General features: G+C 63.7%; 12 protein-coding genes and 4 pseudogenes. 6 read left to right on the top strand and 10 right to left on the bottom strand.

The genetic code is table 11. The features are described 5' to 3' along the window. Nucleotides 1-306 precede the first annotated feature (306 nt). The 3 genes from MFF64_RS33800 to MFF64_RS33790 form a co-directional block, all read right to left on the bottom strand. Nucleotides 307-1,923, bottom strand: coding sequence for an HlyD family secretion protein (locus tag MFF64_RS33800; protein WP_238193533.1), 1,617 nt, complete (start codon nt 1,921-1,923; stop codon nt 307-309). Nucleotides 1,924-3,223: 1,300 nt separating this feature from the next. Beyond that, nucleotides 3,224-4,288 (bottom strand): class I SAM-dependent methyltransferase, encoded by a 1,065-nt coding sequence (locus tag MFF64_RS33795; protein ID WP_238193534.1) that lies wholly within the window; start codon nt 4,286-4,288, stop codon nt 3,224-3,226. A 430-nt stretch (nt 4,289-4,718) separates the two neighbouring features. Next, on the bottom strand, nt 4,719-5,702 hold the full coding sequence (locus MFF64_RS33790) for a LysR family transcriptional regulator (RefSeq protein ID WP_099903694.1): 984 nt from the start codon (nt 5,700-5,702) through the stop codon (nt 4,719-4,721). Between the two features lie 103 nt (nt 5,703-5,805). On the opposite strand from MFF64_RS33790, the gene MFF64_RS33785 reads away from it, so the two are divergent. The 3 genes from MFF64_RS33785 (at nt 5,806) to MFF64_RS33775 (ending at nt 7,787) form a co-directional block, all read left to right on the top strand. Beyond that, nucleotides 5,806-6,528: an SDR family oxidoreductase gene (locus tag MFF64_RS33785; protein ID WP_099903696.1), complete on the top strand. Its 723-nt coding sequence runs from the start codon at nt 5,806-5,808 to the stop codon at nt 6,526-6,528. Nucleotides 6,529-6,582: 54 nt separating this feature from the next. Continuing rightward, entirely contained in the window at nt 6,583-7,317 is a 735-nt protein-coding gene (locus MFF64_RS33780) for a 3-oxoacyl-ACP reductase family protein (RefSeq protein ID WP_099903698.1), read from the top strand. A gap of 68 nt (nt 7,318-7,385) precedes the next feature. After that, nucleotides 7,386-7,787 carry a nuclear transport factor 2 family protein gene (locus MFF64_RS33775; protein WP_099903699.1) on the top strand — a complete coding sequence of 134 codons (402 nt, stop codon included), beginning with the start codon at nt 7,386-7,388 and terminating at the stop codon, nt 7,785-7,787. Nucleotides 7,788-7,882: 95 nt separating this feature from the next. Here the strand turns inward: MFF64_RS33775 and MFF64_RS33770 are convergent. From MFF64_RS33770 to MFF64_RS33745, 6 genes and pseudogenes are all read right to left on the bottom strand, one after another. After that, nucleotides 7,883-8,586 (bottom strand): annotated as a pseudogene (locus MFF64_RS33770) (IS5 family transposase). A gap of 127 nt (nt 8,587-8,713) precedes the next feature. Beyond that, on the bottom strand, nt 8,714-9,046 hold the full coding sequence (locus MFF64_RS33765) for a DHCW motif cupin fold protein (RefSeq protein ID WP_238193532.1): 333 nt from the start codon (nt 9,044-9,046) through the stop codon (nt 8,714-8,716). A gap of 125 nt (nt 9,047-9,171) precedes the next feature. Further along, nucleotides 9,172-9,750 carry an FAD-dependent oxidoreductase gene (locus MFF64_RS37950; RefSeq protein WP_273557197.1) on the bottom strand — a complete coding sequence of 193 codons (579 nt, stop codon included), beginning with the start codon at nt 9,748-9,750 and terminating at the stop codon, nt 9,172-9,174. Then, nucleotides 9,728-10,300, bottom strand: a complete 573-nt coding sequence (locus tag MFF64_RS33755) for an FAD-dependent oxidoreductase (protein ID WP_238193531.1) — start codon at nt 10,298-10,300, stop codon at nt 9,728-9,730. Before MFF64_RS33755 ends, MFF64_RS37950 begins: the two co-directional genes overlap by 23 nt. 351 nt (nt 10,301-10,651) lie before the next feature. Beyond that, a pseudogene (locus MFF64_RS33750) lies at nt 10,652-11,014 on the bottom strand (IS5-like element ISMra2 family transposase); the annotation flags it as partial. A gap of 318 nt (nt 11,015-11,332) precedes the next feature. Next, the gene (locus MFF64_RS33745) at nt 11,333-12,769 is read right to left on the bottom strand and encodes a site-specific integrase (RefSeq protein ID WP_238193530.1); all 1,437 of its coding nucleotides are present in this window, start codon (nt 12,767-12,769) and stop codon (nt 11,333-11,335) included. 277 nt (nt 12,770-13,046) lie between these two features. Between MFF64_RS33745 and MFF64_RS33740 the strand changes: the two are divergent. The 3 genes and pseudogenes from MFF64_RS33740 to MFF64_RS33730 form a co-directional block, all read left to right on the top strand. Next, nucleotides 13,047-13,298: pseudogene (locus MFF64_RS33740) on the top strand (helix-turn-helix domain-containing protein); the annotation flags it as partial. Between the two features lie 632 nt (nt 13,299-13,930). Further along, entirely contained in the window at nt 13,931-14,245 is a 315-nt protein-coding gene (locus tag MFF64_RS33735) for a hypothetical protein (protein ID WP_238193529.1), read from the top strand. A gap of 301 nt (nt 14,246-14,546) precedes the next feature. Next, the gene (locus MFF64_RS33730) at nt 14,547-14,972 is read left to right on the top strand and encodes a hypothetical protein (protein WP_238193528.1); all 426 of its coding nucleotides are present in this window, start codon (nt 14,547-14,549) and stop codon (nt 14,970-14,972) included. 285 nt (nt 14,973-15,257) lie between these two features. Here MFF64_RS33730 and MFF64_RS33725 read toward each other — a convergent pair. Then, nucleotides 15,258-16,440: pseudogene (locus tag MFF64_RS33725) on the bottom strand (IS3 family transposase). Between the last annotated feature and the right edge of the window lie 303 nt (nt 16,441-16,743).

Below are 16,743 nucleotides of genomic sequence, written 5' to 3'. Positions count from 1 at the left end.
CGCCGATGCGGCGGGCGCGCGGGAGGTCGCCGCACGCCTGCAAGGCGATTACCGCCAGAGCATTGTCGTAGGTGAAGGCCGAGCCGCGCAGGGGGGGCGGCAGGTCCGTCTCGGTCGGGCCCGGTCGGTAGCTCGCCACGAAGACCGGCCCCGCCCCGGCCGCGTCCACTGCCCGCCCAAGAGATCCGCAGAGGGAGCGCGTCAGGGCGCCCTGCGCATCGGAGCGTCCGAGCGGCTCCCCAGTTGTCATAGCGCCTGCAGTCAGGGCGAGGACGAGGGCAGCGGCCAGGCGCCATAGCACGCCGATCAATGGGTGTTCTCGGTGCTGTGCTGGCGGGCAGGCGCGGCTTGCGCCGATCCCGGGACACCGGGCGACGGATTGGAGACCTTGGCGACCAGCTGCCTAACGCCGTTCGAGACGGCATCGGCCGCCTGCGCGACGCTACCGGTGACGGTGCCCCACATCTGTTTGGCTTCTGGCGACGTCGCGCCGCGCACGGCGAGATCGGAGGCCGTCTGTGCCGCACGTGTGGCACTGGAGGCGAGCACGCCCCAGGCCGCTTTGGCGTCCGGCCCGGTGAACCCCGACGCCACCGCCTTCCAGGCCACTGAGGCTGAGGGGATCCAGCCGTTGTCCCGGGTGATCGTCACCCATTGCCCGACAGAGCAAGGCGTGGTGCGGCGCGCGACCTGCGATCCATCGGCAGCGACCAGCCCTGCGCGTTCTGTCCCATTGGCGGCCGGGGTGGAAGTGGGATCGAGGCTCACGAGGACATACATCTCGCGTCGCTCGGTCTGCGGGAACGGCACCGCGTATTGCTGGTCGGTCCTGTCGCTGGTCTTCGGCAGGATCTCGCTGACCCAGCCCCGCTCCGGGACCGTCGTGCCGGCCGCCGAGATCCGGACTGATGTCCCGACGGCGAGGTCCTGCGCCTGCCGGTAGGAGAAGATGCCGACCGCGAAAGCCTGCTCGCAATCGACAAGAGTCGCCACTGAATCGCCGGGGCTGACATGGCGCCCCTGCGCAGCTCCGAGGCTGAGGACCACGCCACCGTGAGACGCCTGCATCCGCGCGTCAGTGAGGCTGTCGAGGCGCTTGCGCTCCGACGCCTGTAACCCCTGCAGCGACGTCAAACTCGCAGAGAGCTGCGTCTCCTCGATGGCGAGGCGCTGTGCGTCGAAGGCGAGGTCGCGCCGCTTCTGCGTGAGCACCGCGAGACTGTTCGAATCGTTGCCTACGAAGACATTCTTCTTCACCGCGCCGAGCTCGGCGAGCTTCTGGGCGAGCTTGGCGGCCTGCGCGTCTTTGTCGAACTGGGCGGCTTCGAGCTTGTGCTGGGTCGGACGGAGCAGGTCGATGCTCGCATTGTTGCGATCCACCATGTCCTGCTGGCGGCGCACCACCGCCTGCGTCGACTGCCCCTCGGCATCGGCCGCGGCGAGGCGGGCCCGAGCCTCTGCGACCTCGCCGTCGAGCTTGGCCAACGTCTGCTCGACCTGCCGGCGGATCTCGATGTCGAGAGCCGCTACGTAAGCGTTGTCCGAGTCCTTCTTCTGCCGTGCGGCAAGTAGCGACCCGCGCAGCTCCTCAACCTTGCTGTCGAGAGCGATCAGGGTGGTCCGGTCGATCCGGGCATTGTGGATCTGTGCCACCGCCTCGCCGGGGCTGAGCGCCTGTCCGACGGAAGCGGAGACCCGTGTCATCTCGCCGGCGATCGGCGCTGTCATCAGGCTGATTGGGGCATTGATGACCGCACGGTCGGACTGGTCGGCCAGGAGTGGCGGCAGCGTTGCCGTCGTCATCAGCAGGGCGAGCACCGTCGCGACCGAGTAGGCCGAGACGCGCACCACGCGAGTGTGGCTCGGCTTCTGGTTTTGCTGCGATGCAACGGAGAGTGAGATGGTGGGCGAAGCTGGCTTCATGGTTCTCTTCTCGCGTCTGAGAATCGTCAGAGACGGCTCTGTTCGACACATCTTGATGAGATCATCCGCCAGGAGAGCAGGACAAAGCTCGTCGGCCGCGCGCATCACGGCGATGCGAACGGTATCAGGGCGCAAATTTTCATGGCTGTCGTCAGCTTAGGCGCTTGGCTGGAGCGCTGACAGGCTTGAAAATATTCTTAATTTATTGTGGAGAAGGCCGCAACGTGCGGCATTCTCGCGCATTCTTAAGCATAGCAACATAAGTTACTAATTTGGATTCGATCTTTGCCCATGGAGCAGTCTCATGTGCCGCTCCTACGCCCAATCGCCACCGTTTCTCGGGGGCAGAGGGGCTAACAACGGCACTGCAGCATAAAGCGTTCCGGAAAAATTTAACGCGATTTTGCACGTGGAGCCGTTCGCCACGTTCGTATCGCAGCCCTGACGCGATGTCGGTAGCCACGGCCTCGATCGAGTAGCCGGAGACGACGGAGACTGGGCATTCTTATAGGATGTCGATCGAGCTACGCAGGCATGCCGTTGGGTCAGTCGCCTAGTTCAGAGCCAGGAGGCCAGCTTTTGGTAGAGCGGCATGTGAGCGATGATCAACCCGATGGGGCATCGCTTTCGCGTAGCGTTACGCATCGAGGCGCAACGGTCCGCTGGTCGTGTTATTGCTTATACGGAGCGCTGCGATCTGCGCTCGCTTACTCGATCAAGCTGAGCGAATGACTTGCGTCTACGAAGCTCAAGGATCGCACCCGCCAAGGGCCGAGCTAGGGGCATCATGAGCACAAAAGGCATCCCTCACGAGGAGGGTCGGATTTCGTTGGACTTCGTGTCTTATGCCGCCGCGTGCGCTCACGCGCGAAAGCAGACCGGTCGGGTTCTGCGATGCCCTCATAGCAGTGAGCCAGGCTCTGAGCACCCGGATCGCCACTTCCGGACTACCTCGAGCTTTCTGTTGAAGCACGGTCGACAATTTTGATCATCGTGACCCACCCCATTCAAGGATCGACTTGCGCCAGCACGCTCTGTCCGAACGCATCGGTGAATGTCTCCTGGTTCGCACCGACCTAATGGACGTTGATCTCGGCAAAGCTCAACGCCGCGAACTCCGTCGGCCGCATCCTGGTGCGCCCAGTCGTGTTTCCTCATCGCCATGCAAAAGGCTGACGTCTGCTTTCGACGAGCGGCGCGTCGCTATGTTGATGGCGTGGTTTGGCTGGTGGCGGATCGTCTTCTTAAGGGCGAAGAGGCATGGTCTGCTCACCGCCCACAGCGGACGCAAACTGCTGTCTTAGGGACATGCTTGCAGCACCATGTTGAAGGGGCCTGTCGCCGCTCGACGCACCCGGCGAAAGCCCGCCTCCTGCACGAGAGCGGTCAGCCTTGCCTCGCCGGCCTGAGCGCCGAGCGCCTCGCCCACCTCCTGAGCGAGCGACGTTGGCACGCAGATCATGGTGGAGGCGTTGTAGTAGAGACGGCTGACCGGGTTGCCGATGTTGTCTCCTGCCCGGTCCGCCGCGGCTGGCTCGACCAGCATCCAGGTTCCGTCAGGCTTGAGCAGCTCGCGCACATGCGCCGCGCAGCCCCGGGGATCACCCATGTCGTGCAGGCAGTCGAACATGGTGACGAGATCGAAGGCGGTGTCCGCGATCTCCTTTGCCGCCACCGCCTTAAAGGTCACACGCCCGCTCAAGCCATGGGCCGCAGCGTGCGCGTTCGCCTGCGCGATCGAGGGCGGGTGGAAGTCGTAGCCGGTGAAGGTGCTGTTGGGGAACGCCTCGGCCATCATCAGGGTCGAGAAGCCGACCCCGCAGCCGATGTCGGCCACGCGCGCGCCAGCTGTAAGCCGCGGCAGGATGCCGTCCAGCGCCGGGAGCCACGCGGGGACGATGCTGTTGACGTAACCCGGCCGGAAGAAGGAGCCGACGGCGCAGAACAGGCACCCCGCGCTCTCCCCCCACGCCACGCCGCCGCCGCTCCGGAAGGCCGCTTCGACCTTGGGCTGGGCGTCGAGCATGGCGGCGGCCAGATCGAAGGCGCCTTCGAGGTAGACCGGGCTGTCCTTGAGGGCGAAGACCATGGCCTGCTCCGCGCTCAGGCTGAAGCGATCCTCGACGGCATCGTGGGTCACGTAGCCGTTGGTCGCCTGGGCGAGCGCCCACTCGCGCACGTAGCGCTCGGCGAGCCCGCAGCGCTCCGCCAGTTCGGTGGTGTTCGACGGGCCGTGCTGGTGCAACGCCGCGAACAGGCCCAATCGGAAGCCGATCCGCACGGTCGGCACGCTGAAGGCGCCACCGAGATCGCCAAGCATCTTGCCCACGAGCGCGTTGAGCGTGTCTGCGTCAACTTCAGGCATCGCCGCCTCCAATGATGTTGGCACCTGAACGCCTCCACCGACTACGAAGCGGAGGATAGGATCCTGCAGCTGCTGCTTTCGAAGGCCCGCACAACCGAACCGTAGCGCTCCGTCTCGGCGGCGGTCGTTCGTCCCGCGTGGGCCAAGCTCAGGGCCGCTGCACAGGAGCGGAGAAGATCGCGGCGAACAAGCGGCATCGTGGCCTCCTGCCTGCGCCTGACCGATTCCGCCCCCGACGAGGTTTGACGCGGTCGCTCGGTTCGGCCCGACCGAACCAGAAGCGGATCCCTTGCGCGTCCCCAGAATGGAGGAGGCCGTGCGTTCGCACTCCAACCCTTCCGGACCAGCAGCCTGATCTCGTTGAAGGTCTGCTCCAAGGCAGGAGACGGACGCCGTTGAGGCGACCATCACGTCAGCTTGCTGTGGCCCATCAAAAGGGCCTCGCACCCATGGGGCTGGTGTCCTGCTTGTCTGCGGCGCTTGCGAAGAGAAGCCTATCCCAGGGTGTAGGAGATGGGAAAACCTCGTCGAGGAAAGCCAGGAAGGCTTTCACGTTCGGGTTGCCGCGCCGGCTCTCCGGCCACAGTGCCATAACAACGGAACGCTCAACGGCGAATTTCTGCAGGACCGGCACCAACACGCCCCGCTCGACGTAGGGCGCTGCGATGTAGACCGGCGAGATGCCGATTCCGCCGCCGGCCACCAGGACGGCCGCCACGGCGTCGCTGAAATCCGTGACGATGCCGGCGTTCGGCGTGAGTTCGACCGTGCGCTCGCCGATCCGGAACGGCCAGCGCAGGGCCTGGCCCGTGCTCTGGAAGCGGAAGTTCACGCAGTCGTGGTGCACCAGGTCATCCGGATGCCGCGGCGTCCCGCGACGCTCCAGGTAGGCCGGCGAGGCGAAGGCGCAGAGCCAGTGCGGCGCGAGGCGCCGGGAGACCAGGCGAGAGTCGGCGAGTTCGCCCACGCGGATCGCGATGTCGATCCCCTCCTCGATGATGTCGGCGAAGCGGTCGCCCAAGCGCAGGTCGACGGACAGGCGCGGGTAGCGCTCGCGGAACCGCGGCAGGGCCGGGGCAAGAAGGTGCATGCCGATGGGGACCGGCGCCGTCACCTTCACGGTGCCGGCAGGCTCGGAGCGTGCCGCCACCGCGGCCTGCTCGATCTCCTCGGCCTCTCGCAGGAGCCGCAGCGCACGCTCATGCAGGTCGCGACCTTCCGGCGTCAGGGTCAGCGAGCGCGTGGTGCGGGTGAACAGGCTCAGGCCCAGCCGCTCCTCCAGCCGCTGCACACTCTTGCTGACCGCGGAGGGCGAGATGCCGAGGGAGCGCGCGGCGGCCGTGTAGCTGCCGAGCGAGGCGGAGCGCGCGAAAGCGATGATGCCGGTGAGGCGGTCGAGACCAATTTGTTCCATGGCGGCATGATTGAAACGAAAACAGGCCTGATTATCAAGCGCTAAGAGACCGGCCATTCTTCTTCCCACGGGCGCCGTAGCGCCGCCGGGAAGGATCATCGTCATGAGCAGCAACCTCCAGGACCGCACCGTCGTCATCTTCGGCGGCACCTCAGGCATCGGCCTCGCTGCCGCCCAGCAAGCCAAGGCAGCGGGCGCTCAGGTCATCGTAGTTGGTTTCAACGCCGAGGGCGCCGAGCGCGTCGCGGCCGAGAACGGCTTCACCGGCTGGCGCGCTGCCGACGTGACCCGGCCGGAGACCATTACGGCGGCGCTGACCGACATTCCTCACGTCGACCACCTCGTGCTGCTTGCCGGCACCTTCGTGGCCGGCAAGATCCTGGACGCCGAGGTCGACTACCTGAAGCGGGCCTTCGACGAGCGCATCTGGGCCGCCGTCCACACCCTGCGCGCCCTCGGCGACCGCATGGCGAAAGACGGATCGGTCACCTTCATCTCGGGTGCCCTGGCCGACCGCCCCAGCGCCCAGGGCACCGCGGTGCTTGCCGCCGCTTCGGCCGCGATGGAGGCCTTCGCCCGCGGCCTCGCCCTGGAGATGGCGCCGGTGCGGGTCAACACCCTGTCGCCTGGCACGACCGACACGCCGCTTCTCGCCCGCACGCTGGGCGCCCACCGGGACGCCTACGTCGCCGCGCTGACCGAGAAGCTGCCACAGCGGCGCCTCGGCACAGCCGACGAAGCGGGAGCGGCGGTCGTCTTCCTGATGAGCAATGGCTTCATGAACGGCGAGACCCTGCACGTCGATGGCGGCGCCCGCCTCGTCTGATCGCCTGCGCCCGACGAAGCCCGTCTTGCGATACGAGCCTACGAGGAATTCCCCATGACGCAGTCTCTCACCGGTAAAGTCGCCCTGGTCACGGGTGGGTCTCGCGGCATCGGGGCCGCCATCGTCCGCCGCCTGAGCCGGGAAGGCGCCGCCGTCGCCTTCACCTACGCAGCCTCGACGGATCGCGCCGAGGCTCTTGCTGCGGACCTTGCGTCTTCGGGAGCCTCCGTGGCCGCCCTGAAGGCGGACAGTGCCGACCCGGTCGCCGTCCGCGAGGCCGTGCAGGCCACCGTCGAGCGGTTCGGCCGGCTCGACATCCTCGTCAACAATGCCGGCATCCTCGTCTCCGGCAACGTTGAGGATATCGCGCTTTCCGACTTCGACCGTCAGTTCGCGGTCAACATTCGGGCCGTGTTCGTCGCCGCCCAGGAAGCCGCGCGCCACATGCGGGAGGGCGGACGGATCATCTCAGTCGGCAGCGTCGGGGCCGAGCGCAGCGGCTTTCCGGGCACGACCGTCTACAGCATGACCAAGGCGGCAGTGGCCTCCCTGACCCGCGGCTTGGCTCGCGACCTCGGTCCCCGCGGCATCACCGTCAACACCATTCAGCCCGGTCCGGTCGCGAGCGAGATGTCGGCCGGCATGGAGACCATGCTCATCCCGCTGATCGCGCTTGGGCGTATGGGGCAGGACACCGAAATCGCCGCGCTTGCGGCCTTTCTGAGCGGCCCGGAGGCCGGCTTCATCACCGGGGCCGCCTTGACCGCCGACGGCAGCTACCTGGCTTGACGAAGGACGCTGGACCGACCCCTTTTCTCGGTCCCGATGCGACCCACCTGCACCGAAGGAGATGAGTCGTGTCCGAGCTCACGCATACCGCCCCACAAGCGCCGGAACCTGACTACGACCGCTTACTGCGGGCCAACCTTGAACGCGTCTTCAACGAGCGCGACGCCGGCAAGAGGGCCGCTGCACTGGAGGAGCTCTACGTGGCCGATCCAGTCATGTTCGAACCAACCAATATCGTTGAGGGGCGGTCTGCCATCTCCATAGTCGCCGGCAACCTGCTGGAGCAGTTCGGACCGACCTTCCGGTTCATACCCGTCGGCACCGCCGTAGGGCATCACGGACTGGGTTCGCTGCAGTGGCAGGCGGGTCCGGACGGCGGACCCATCGCAGTCACTGGAGCGGATGTGGCCGAGGTCGTGGATGGCAGGATCGCGCGCCTCTGGGTGCTGCTCAATCAGCCGGTTGCGTGAGACCGATACCGGAGGAAGCCCCGGGTTCAGGATGCCGTGGCCGCCGGGCAGCCGTCGGCCCTTCTCGGACCTCGAACCCTAGGGTTGAGACTCAATCAGCACCAGAACGCGATGACGGCGGCAAGCGCGAGAGCTGAGGCGAAGTTGCGGGCGAGCTTGTCGTAGCGAGTAGCGATGCGGCGGAAGGCCTTGAGGCGGCAGAGCACCGCCTCGACCCGCCAGCGGTCGCGATAGCGCCGCTTGTCCAGCCGGATCTTGCGCTTGCGGGCGCGGGTGCCGGGAATGACCACGCTGATGCCGTGCTGGCGCAACTCCTGGCGCAGCCAGTCGGCATCGTAGCCCTTGTCGGCGATGAGCCGGCGCACGGGGCCGGGCGCCTTGTCCAGCACGGCGGGCGCGGTCTTCACGTCGCTGGCGTTGCCGGACGTGAGGTGGATCACGCCCGGGCGGCCAATCACGTCGGCGAGGACGTGGATCTTGGTGGTCGCACCTGCCCGCGAGGGGCCGATCGCCTGTTCGCGAGCCCCCCTTTTCCGCCGTGGGCGGCGCGTTGGGCTTTGACGTAGGTGGCGTCGAGGGCAGCGGCCTCGCCCGACCACCCGGCTTTGGCCAGGGCTTCCAGCAGGCCGGTCCAGAAGCGGCGGCGCGACCACCTGTTGAAGCGGTTGTAGACGGTGGTGGGCGGACCGTACGCGCTCGGACAATCCTTCCAGCGGCAGCCGGACTTGATGACGTGCAGGATGCCCGACAGGATGGTGCGGTCATCCTTGCGACGAGCGCCGGGCTGGTTTTTGGGCATGAACGGCGCGATCGCCTGCCATTGCTCGTCCGACAGCCAGAACAGCTCTGCCATAGCCTCCTCCATCTGGGAGGCGCGTAGAATCACATTTCACTCGTCATCGCAATACCTTGAACGAGTTTAGACCCTAGTCCACGATAAAGAGCCGGGCACCATCCCTCGTCCACGATCGATGCGCCGCGTCGCCAAAGTCCGACACTGTGTAGCCCATGCCCTGTTTCATGATGAAGCTGCGACCGTCTTTCAGTTCACTTGTCACCTCTCCCTCAAGCACGTAGACGATGTGCCCACGATCGCACCAATGGTCAGCCAGATAACCCGGTGAGAGTTCGACCACGCGCATTCTCACGTCGACGTTGTTGAGCGTCCTCCATAGCGCCGCTCCAGTTTCCCCCTGGTGCTCTGTTGCGGGTAAAGCGTCCCAATGGACAGGCGTATAAGGTAGAGAGGGCAGTTTCATGGGGCGGTCCTAGTTGTCGCTGCTGCGAGGGACTGGTCGTGGAATGCCATCTTACCGTATGCTCAGGCTATAAATTGGTCTTAACACCCTATGCGGTGCGTCCGCGTTTCACCCACTGCGGACGCTCATAGAAGCTTAGGTGCGAGCATCGAGACCACGCTGTAGGGTGCGTCAGCGCCGAAGAATTGCACGAGATTCTGCGCAGACGCATCGGCTATCTCGGCCAATCGGGGGATCAGCTCGCTCTCGTATGCAGCGAGTGCCGTGCCGATGTCGCCAAGCGCCGTGACGATCGCCCTGGCGAGTTCCGCACCATCATAGAGGGCGAGGTTCGCCCCTTCGCCTGCAAACGGGGACATCAGGTGCGCGGCGTCGCCCAGCAAGGTCAGGCCGGGTCTACGATCCCAGCGGTGACTAACCGGCAGCGCATGGATGTGGCGAAGGACGGGATCGGCGTCGCTCGTCGTGATGAGAGCGGTGAGGTGCGATGCCCACCCCGCGAACTCCGCCGCGATGCGGGCCAGGGCCGCCTCCGCGTCACGGAAGTCGATGGCATCGAACCAGGGCTCCGGCCTTGCCAGTGCCGTGTATGTTTGCAGCCGTCCGTCCGCGTGCCTGTGAGTCAGGATGCCCTGGCCCGGTGCCACGGCCATCAGCGTGCCTTCCCCAATCGCATCCGCGCTAGCCTTGAGGCGCGCCGCCATCGCTAATGGTCGTTTCGATGAACGAGACGCCTGCGTAGGCGGGTGTCGCCCGCGAGAGCATGGGGCGGACTTTCGACCATGCTCCATCTGCGCCTACGAGCAGATCGGCTGTGATCGTCGCGCCGTTCGTGAAGACGACCACGTGCCGCCCGTCCCCGCACCCGGTGACCCTGATCGCCTTATGGCCCCAACGGATCGTTTCCGGGGGGAGCGCGGCGACGAGCATCCGCCGCAGGTCACCGCGATCGACTTCGGGCCGATAGCCCATGTGGTTGCCGGGCCGGTCGAACAGGATGACGCCACCCCGATCCACAATGCGCTTGGCGTCTTCTCCGGAGCGCACGAGGCGGAGGAAGTCGGCATGGAGCCCTGCGGCCCTCAAGGCAATCTGTCCGCTATGCTCGTGGATGTCGAGCAGGCCGCCCTGCGCTCTCGCATCGACCGATGGCTCGGCCTCGTAGATCGAAGCCGTGATCCCATGAAGATGGAGGATGCGGGCCAGCACGAGGCCGCCGAGGCCCGCGCCGAGGATCGTGATCGACTGTCGCATGGTTGCGCTCCTGCGGCCGGATGCGATCCGCACGTCTGAGCGCTGATCACTACAGTTGTCCGACGGTGTCGGGCTGCTGCTTCGGAGACGCTGGTCGAGCCACGCGAGGTGCGTGGGTGACGTGTATTCGACGAGCCCAGAGGAGGCTGTCGTTTTTCGCGACAGGGCGAAGTTACCGTCGATCATTGAGTTCGGCAACCACCCGTCTCACAGCGAGATCGACCTGCCGCTACCACCCGTTGCCGACCTTCGATCGACGGGTGCTCTCGCTTTCTCGACCTAGCCATTATAGCCAGCGGGTTGAACGACGGCGTGCCTCTCGCTCATCGTCGCCAGCCAGCGGCGCCCTCACCCCCCGATGGCGCCAGACCGGCGTGCGCCGGCGGCGTGCTGGTGGGCGCGCACCACCGTCGCGTCCACGAAGTGCAGATCCCAGTCGAGGTCGCCGCGGGCATCCGCCTGCGCCTGCAGGCGCTGCAGCACCCGGTCGAACACGCCGGCCTTGCGCCAGCGGTAGAACCGGCTCGAGACAGTCCCAACCGCCCCGTAGCGCGCCGGTAGATCCTCCCACGGCGCGCCCGTGCGCAGGATCCAGAGCATGCCGTTGAGCACTTGGCGGTGATCCACCGCAGGACGGCCGGTGCGCGGCTTCTGAGGCGGCAGCAGCGGGGCGATCTGCTCCCACTGCGCGTCGGTCAGTTCAAAGCGTCGCATCCCGATCACGTGGGGGCTCGCCCTGCTCGTGTGAACCCCTTTGCAGAGACGCCCTAGAGTCCGAAGCCTCTCGCGTAGCCCCGCCCGACGCCTCCGCCTCCAGCGTGCCCCGTGAGGGAATCGTGCATCTCCTCCTGAAGGCCCGCATCCCGGGCCATCCGCTTGAAGGTGTGCCGGAAGGAGTGAAAGACCTTGGCCGGGTCCTCGATGCCCGCCTTGTCGCGCAGGTAGCGGTTGAACCACTTCGACCACGGCCCGGCCCGCCGCCCCTCGCTATCCGCCTCGACGTGCGGCCATAGGGGCGCCTCTAGGCCGGCGCTAGCGTCCCAGGAGCGATTGGCGGTAGCGGAGCAGACCGGCGGCCTCCAGAGCCGGATGCAGCGGCACCTTACGGCGCGAGCTGGCGGTTTTGATGCTCCGTCCTCCGGCCGTCCCAATGTCGAGGTACCAGACCCCCGTCTCCGCATCCTTCGCCAGATCGGCCACCCGGAGCTGGGCAAGCTCGCCTTGGCGGGCCCCCGACAGCAGCGCCAGGAGCGGGAGCCAGAAGGCCGCCTCGCCGCCGCCGCCCTTCGGGCGCTCGCCCTGTCGATAGACCCCCGTGCCGAAGATGGCCTTGAGGTCCCCGTTGCTGAACTCCTGCCGTCCTTCCTCGCCTCGCTCATCGATCCCGAGCTTGATGCCCTTGCCGAATGGGTTCTTGAAGCCCGACACCGCGTCCAGCCGCCCGGCTGCCTCGGCGTGGCTGATGATGGCGGCAACGATGGTGAGGGTCTTGTTGACCGTTGCGGCGTGAACCGCAGGGTAGGCCTTAAAGTCCCGGCTCAGCATCTCGCGCATCGGGAGCCGCTTCAGTGTGTCGGGGAGGCGAGTGGGCACCGTCGCCAGCGCATCTCGGAAGTCCCTAGCCAGCTCCCGCGTGAGGTCGCCCAAGCGGATGTCACCGTGCCACTCCGTCAGCCTGCGCACGGCATAGGAGGCTTCAAGGAGGGTCCGGTCGGACGGCTTCTTGCCGCCCCTGGCACCGCTCCCCGCCTTCCAGGCCGCGAACGCCTCGGACAGCTTCGGGCCCTTGTTGGCGGCAGCCGGGATTGGAGGGGCGGGGGTCTCGATCGGCTCGCCCTCGTGGCGCTGCAACAGGAGATCGTAGGCCCGCACATGGGCCCTGAGGATCACGAGGCCGACCGCGTGAAAGGCATCGGAGACGGGATCGATGGTTAGACCGTGCTTGCGGAGGAAGGCCCGGCACTCGCCGTCCACGATCTCGGGGTCTACCCGCGCCAGCGCCTTGCGGTAGGCGGCGTGCTGGGCCTCAAGCTCCCCGCCGAGCACGTAGTGGTAGTCCTCGGCCATCCCACGGGGCTTGAGCGTCACCAGGTCGGGCCACTGCGTCCGCTCCTCGGAGGTCTGGAATTGCTGCCGCGGGTCAGGCTCCAGCCGCTCCAGTTCGTCCGCGGCGAGGAGGCCAGCCAAGACCTCAGCTTCAATCTCAGCATCGGAGGGGAGCGCAGGGGAGCTTCGTGGCGCCTGGATGGGCTCGCCGCGCATCGCCCGCTCGGCCAGCGCGAAGTCTGCCTCACAGTCGGACATGCAGCGGGCGAAGGGCTGCTTGGCCTTCCGCTCCTCCTTTGTGCCGAGGCTTTTCGTCCAAGCCGACTTGCCCGTCCACGGGGCCGGCATGAAGGGCCGCAGCGCCTTCGGGATGATGCGCCGGAAGTAGAAGGTGCCGTGGCGGTCCGGGGTGCCGTAGGTCATTCGTGCCATGGGTTTGTAGCACCGGTTTGTAGGACCGGCGGCTCACAAGGCACTGATTGTCACAGAGTTTTAGCCGCATCAACGGCTTGCGCCCGCGTGGCGCGCCCTACGGGATTCGGGGCACATCACCACAGAACGTTGATTTTCCAGATGTTTTTCTGGTTGCGCGTAGCAGCAGTGTAGCACGCTTATGTGGCGACGGTGTAGCACAATCTTGAGACGCAGCACGCTGTCGTAGGCGTGCGATCATCACTTGAGCGGCTACGATCTAGGCGGCAGCACGCGCGCCGGAATGGCTTTCCTCGATATGCTCGGTGCGTTCGCCGAGTTCGACACCAACCTGCGCCGCGAGCGCCAGGCCAAAGGTATCGCCACGGCGAAGGCGGCTGGCGTCTACAAGCGGGCGCGCACGGTCGATCCGGAGGCAGTGCGCACGCTGGCAGGGGAGGGGGCCGGCGCCTCGGCGATCGCCCGTCAACTGGGGATCGGGCGAGCGAGCGTCTACCGGGTGCTCAAGGCTGCTTTGTAGCATCGCCCGGCCCGGTCGCGTCGCCCTGTCGTGCGGGGCCGGTGGGATTGTCGTGGATCATGCCCGCATACCACGGCCAGCGGTGCGCTGCCCGGTAGCCCGCAGGTAGAGCAGCCAGCCGGCTCCGTCCGGGACTACGTCAATCCCTCCCCGCCTGCCGCATTGCGTGCAGCGGATCCGGTACCCGACCTGGTTCATGTCGAGGTCGTGCGGGAGTGGGATCTCCATGGCCGGCATCTAGGCCTTGTGCTTGCAGATTGGGCAGTGAAACGAGAGGACGAGGCGCGCGCCGTACCTTGTCTAGTACGACGGGTGGAAGCGGAAGCCGGATCGCATGGAACGAAAACGGAACACTTCCGAGTCGTCGCCGGCGCCGACAGCGCGCGCCTAGCGCCTACGGCCCGGGGCAGCCCTGGCCAATCACAAGCCACGTCCAAGTGCGATAAGGCGGTAATATGGAAGGGCTATCTCGCAACCGGCGTATCCATCTAAGTCAAATTCCAATCCATATGTCCAATGTTTGGGATCCTGGCAACCTTGCCCTCAAAGCTAGTGTACATTATGATCGTAAGCTCCTGATGCCACCCTATCTCTAAGTTGAACTCACTTTTGTAATGGGAGATAAGACAACAATGACAGTTGCGACGTTTGATGGGAATGTTCCCGAACATCTTAGATTTATAATGATTTCCTTAATATATATTATAACTAAAGAAAATCGCGGAATGGTCGAACCTGAAGATTTTCTACTATTAGCCATGGGGAGCGATAATATTATAGATTTGATTGCCAAAGAGAATAGGTTAAATTTTGGAGGTGCATTCAAAAGAATTCAACGCGAGTTAGATAGAATAAATAATTTAGAAACTCCATCTATTTACATCAGCAGTAAAAATACAGAAATGTTTTCTTTCACGAGTTTCTGCAATGCTAAGATTGGCTTTTGAAAAAGCACATGAAGCTTTTAAAAGCAGCTAATTCGATCCTCTAGATCCGAAAGAATTGATATATGCGATATTTGCTGAAAAATAGTCGACGCAGAATACATTTTAGAGAAAAACAACCGGTTATTGTCGCAACTTTCGTTCTATTTACATGTTAAAGATTTAGAAGAGCACTCAGAAATTGTAAATATCGAAACAAATGCAGAAATAGATGAAAACATAAAGCCTAATATCAATAAAAACAAAGAAAAAATACTAAAAAAATATCTAAACATATTAAAAGCGATGGAGAGAACAAAAAATATTGGCTTTGGCAATGGCTCGATTGGCTAAGCTCGAAATTAAAAACTTAAATTCAGAACTGCCAAATAGCCCTGAGGCGATTGAGGAGCGAGACAGTAAAGTAGATCTAATGAATGTATTTATTGATGGATTTAGCAAGATTGCATCTGATATAGAAAATATAAATAAAAATGCAAATACAAGTGAAGCAGTTGAATCTGTTGTTGTGTTCTCCAATGCTCTGTCAAAATGGTGGTCAGAAAAAAATCAAATAATCATTGATATTGCAACTGGAATGCCAATTTTAGCGGGTGCCACGGTAGTATTGAAATATTGCGACATCGATCTCATGGTTCAAAATCTTGTTGTTGCTACGACGGCTGCTGCTTGGTACGGTAAAAATACAGTGGAGACTGCCGTAAAGGCGGCTAAAAGAATTGCTTTATAAAATAAAACTCAAAAATGATATATCCTAGGCAATAGTCATGCTTTGGTCAGCGTGCGCTTTCTACCGCCTGATTGTCTGTAGCGCTCGTCGCTGTTGTGGAGGAAGGCTTTCCAGGAGTTAGCCGCTTCTTGGCGTCCCTCTAGTAGAGAGCGCCATAAGCACGATTTAATTGGGTGTGATTTCACTGATATATGCACACTTGAATATTAAAAATCAATGCTCGTGCGAATGGTTGCGTCGATCCATACATTTGATCAGCCCCCACGAGGTGGCCCGAGTGGAATGTTAGTGGACCGTGGGCCTTTCCACCACGGGTAGCTTGGCCGGCGGAGCCGGTCGGGCGAGCGCAGCCGGCCAAGCGGTCAGAGCTGGCACGAACACCTCCGGGGCCGGCGGGCGATAGCCCAGGGAGGCGTGCGGCCGAACCCCATTGTAGTGTCTCCTCCAGCTCTCGATCAGGATCTGCGCCTCCCGCAGAGAGTAGAAGATCTCCCCGTTCAGCAATTCGTCCCGCAGCCTCGCGTTGAAGCTCTCGATGTAGCCGTTCTCCCACGGTGAGTCAGGCGTGATGTAGGCCGTCTTTAGGCCCACGGCGGTGATCCACTTCTGCACAGATTGGGCGATGAATTCCGGTCCATTGTCAGAGCGAATGTGCGCAGGCACGCCGCGCAGGATGAACAAGTCCGAAAGCACATCAATCACGTCCGGTGCCTTGAGTTTGCGGGCCACCCGGATAGCCAAGCACTCGCGGGTGAACTCGTCGATGACGTTCAGCAGGCGGACCTTGCGCCCGTCATGCGTGCGCGCCTCGACGAAGTCGTAGGACCAGACGTGGTCGCGGTGCTCGGGCCGCAGCCGGACACAGGAGCCATCCCCGTCCCACAACCGGCCCTTCTTAGGCTGACGGGCCGGCACCTTGAGCCCCTCCTGCCGCCACAGCCGCTCCACCCGCTTGTCGTTGACCAGCCAGCCTGCCGCCCGCAGCAGGGCGGCAATCTTGCGGTAGCCATAGCGGCCATACCGGCGCGCCAACCCGACTAGGTCAGCCAGGAGCGCCGCCTCGTCGTCTCTCCCCCGCGGCACCTTGCGCTGCGTCGAGCGATGCTGTCCGAGTGCACGACAGGCGCGGCGCTCGGAGACCGTGTGCACGGTCCGGACATGCTCGATGCAGGCGCGCCGGCGCGCGGGGCTCAGAAATTTCCCCGAGCGGCCTCCTGCAGGATCAGCTTGTCGAGGGTGAGATCCGCGATCGCCTTGCGCAGCCGCTGGTTCTCGGTCTCCAGCTCCTTCATCCGGCGCACCTGGTCGGACTTCAGCCCACCGAACTCCTTGCGCCAGCGGTAATACGTGACCTCGGTCACGCCAATCGCCCGGATCGCGTCAGCCACGCTCTGTTCTTGCGAGACCAGCACGTCCACCTGCCGCAGCTTGGCAATAACTCTTCCGGTTTGTGCTTCTTCGTTCCCATCGCGTCCGTCCTCCGTCGGCTCAAAGCCATACTTCAGGCCGGACCACTCCGATGGGGGCTGACCAATCCTCCAAGCCTGGACCAAACAGCCAGACCGGTTCAGGCTCGACCCGTCACACCTCATCCCAGGACCATACACCTAGACACTGGCTTGCGTCCGCGACACGCGGATACCCTCGTCTGGAATAAATATTTCCGGCACCCCGTCCTCAAGAAACGCACAGAGGTAAGATGCTCTCGACAGTGCCCAGCGAAGATAGCATTGTTAAGAGCCGTGTGATGTCTCGCTGCAACATCTGGGCC

Origin of the sequence: Methylobacterium frigidaeris, from assembly GCF_022179185.1 — a bacterium.
In the GTDB taxonomy this organism is placed as follows: Bacteria; Pseudomonadota; Alphaproteobacteria; order Rhizobiales; family Beijerinckiaceae; genus Methylobacterium; species Methylobacterium frigidaeris.
This window is presented reverse-complemented; position numbering and strand designations above follow the sequence as displayed.

What these genes read in the sequence shown, in the direction of transcription:
- MFF64_RS33800 (WP_238193533.1), bottom strand. Translation starts at nt 1,923, where the DNA reads ATGAAGCCAGCTTCGCCCACCATCTCACTCTCCGTTGCATCGCAGCAA.
- MFF64_RS33795 (WP_238193534.1), bottom strand. Translation starts at nt 4,288, where the DNA reads ATGCCTGAAGTTGACGCAGACACGCTCAACGCGCTCGTGGGCAAGATG.
- MFF64_RS33790 (WP_099903694.1), bottom strand. Translation starts at nt 5,702, where the DNA reads ATGGAACAAATTGGTCTCGACCGCCTCACCGGCATCATCGCTTTCGCG.
- MFF64_RS33785 (WP_099903696.1), top strand. Translation starts at nt 5,806, where the DNA reads ATGAGCAGCAACCTCCAGGACCGCACCGTCGTCATCTTCGGCGGCACC.
- MFF64_RS33780 (WP_099903698.1), top strand. Translation starts at nt 6,583, where the DNA reads ATGACGCAGTCTCTCACCGGTAAAGTCGCCCTGGTCACGGGTGGGTCT.
- MFF64_RS33765 (WP_238193532.1), bottom strand. Translation starts at nt 9,046, where the DNA reads ATGAAACTGCCCTCTCTACCTTATACGCCTGTCCATTGGGACGCTTTA.
- MFF64_RS37950 (WP_273557197.1), bottom strand. Translation starts at nt 9,750, where the DNA reads ATGGCGGCGCGCCTCAAGGCTAGCGCGGATGCGATTGGGGAAGGCACG.
- MFF64_RS33755 (WP_238193531.1), bottom strand. Translation starts at nt 10,300, where the DNA reads ATGCGACAGTCGATCACGATCCTCGGCGCGGGCCTCGGCGGCCTCGTG.
- MFF64_RS33745 (WP_238193530.1), bottom strand. Translation starts at nt 12,769, where the DNA reads ATGACCTACGGCACCCCGGACCGCCACGGCACCTTCTACTTCCGGCGC.
- MFF64_RS33735 (WP_238193529.1), top strand. Translation starts at nt 13,931, where the DNA reads ATGACAGTTGCGACGTTTGATGGGAATGTTCCCGAACATCTTAGATTT.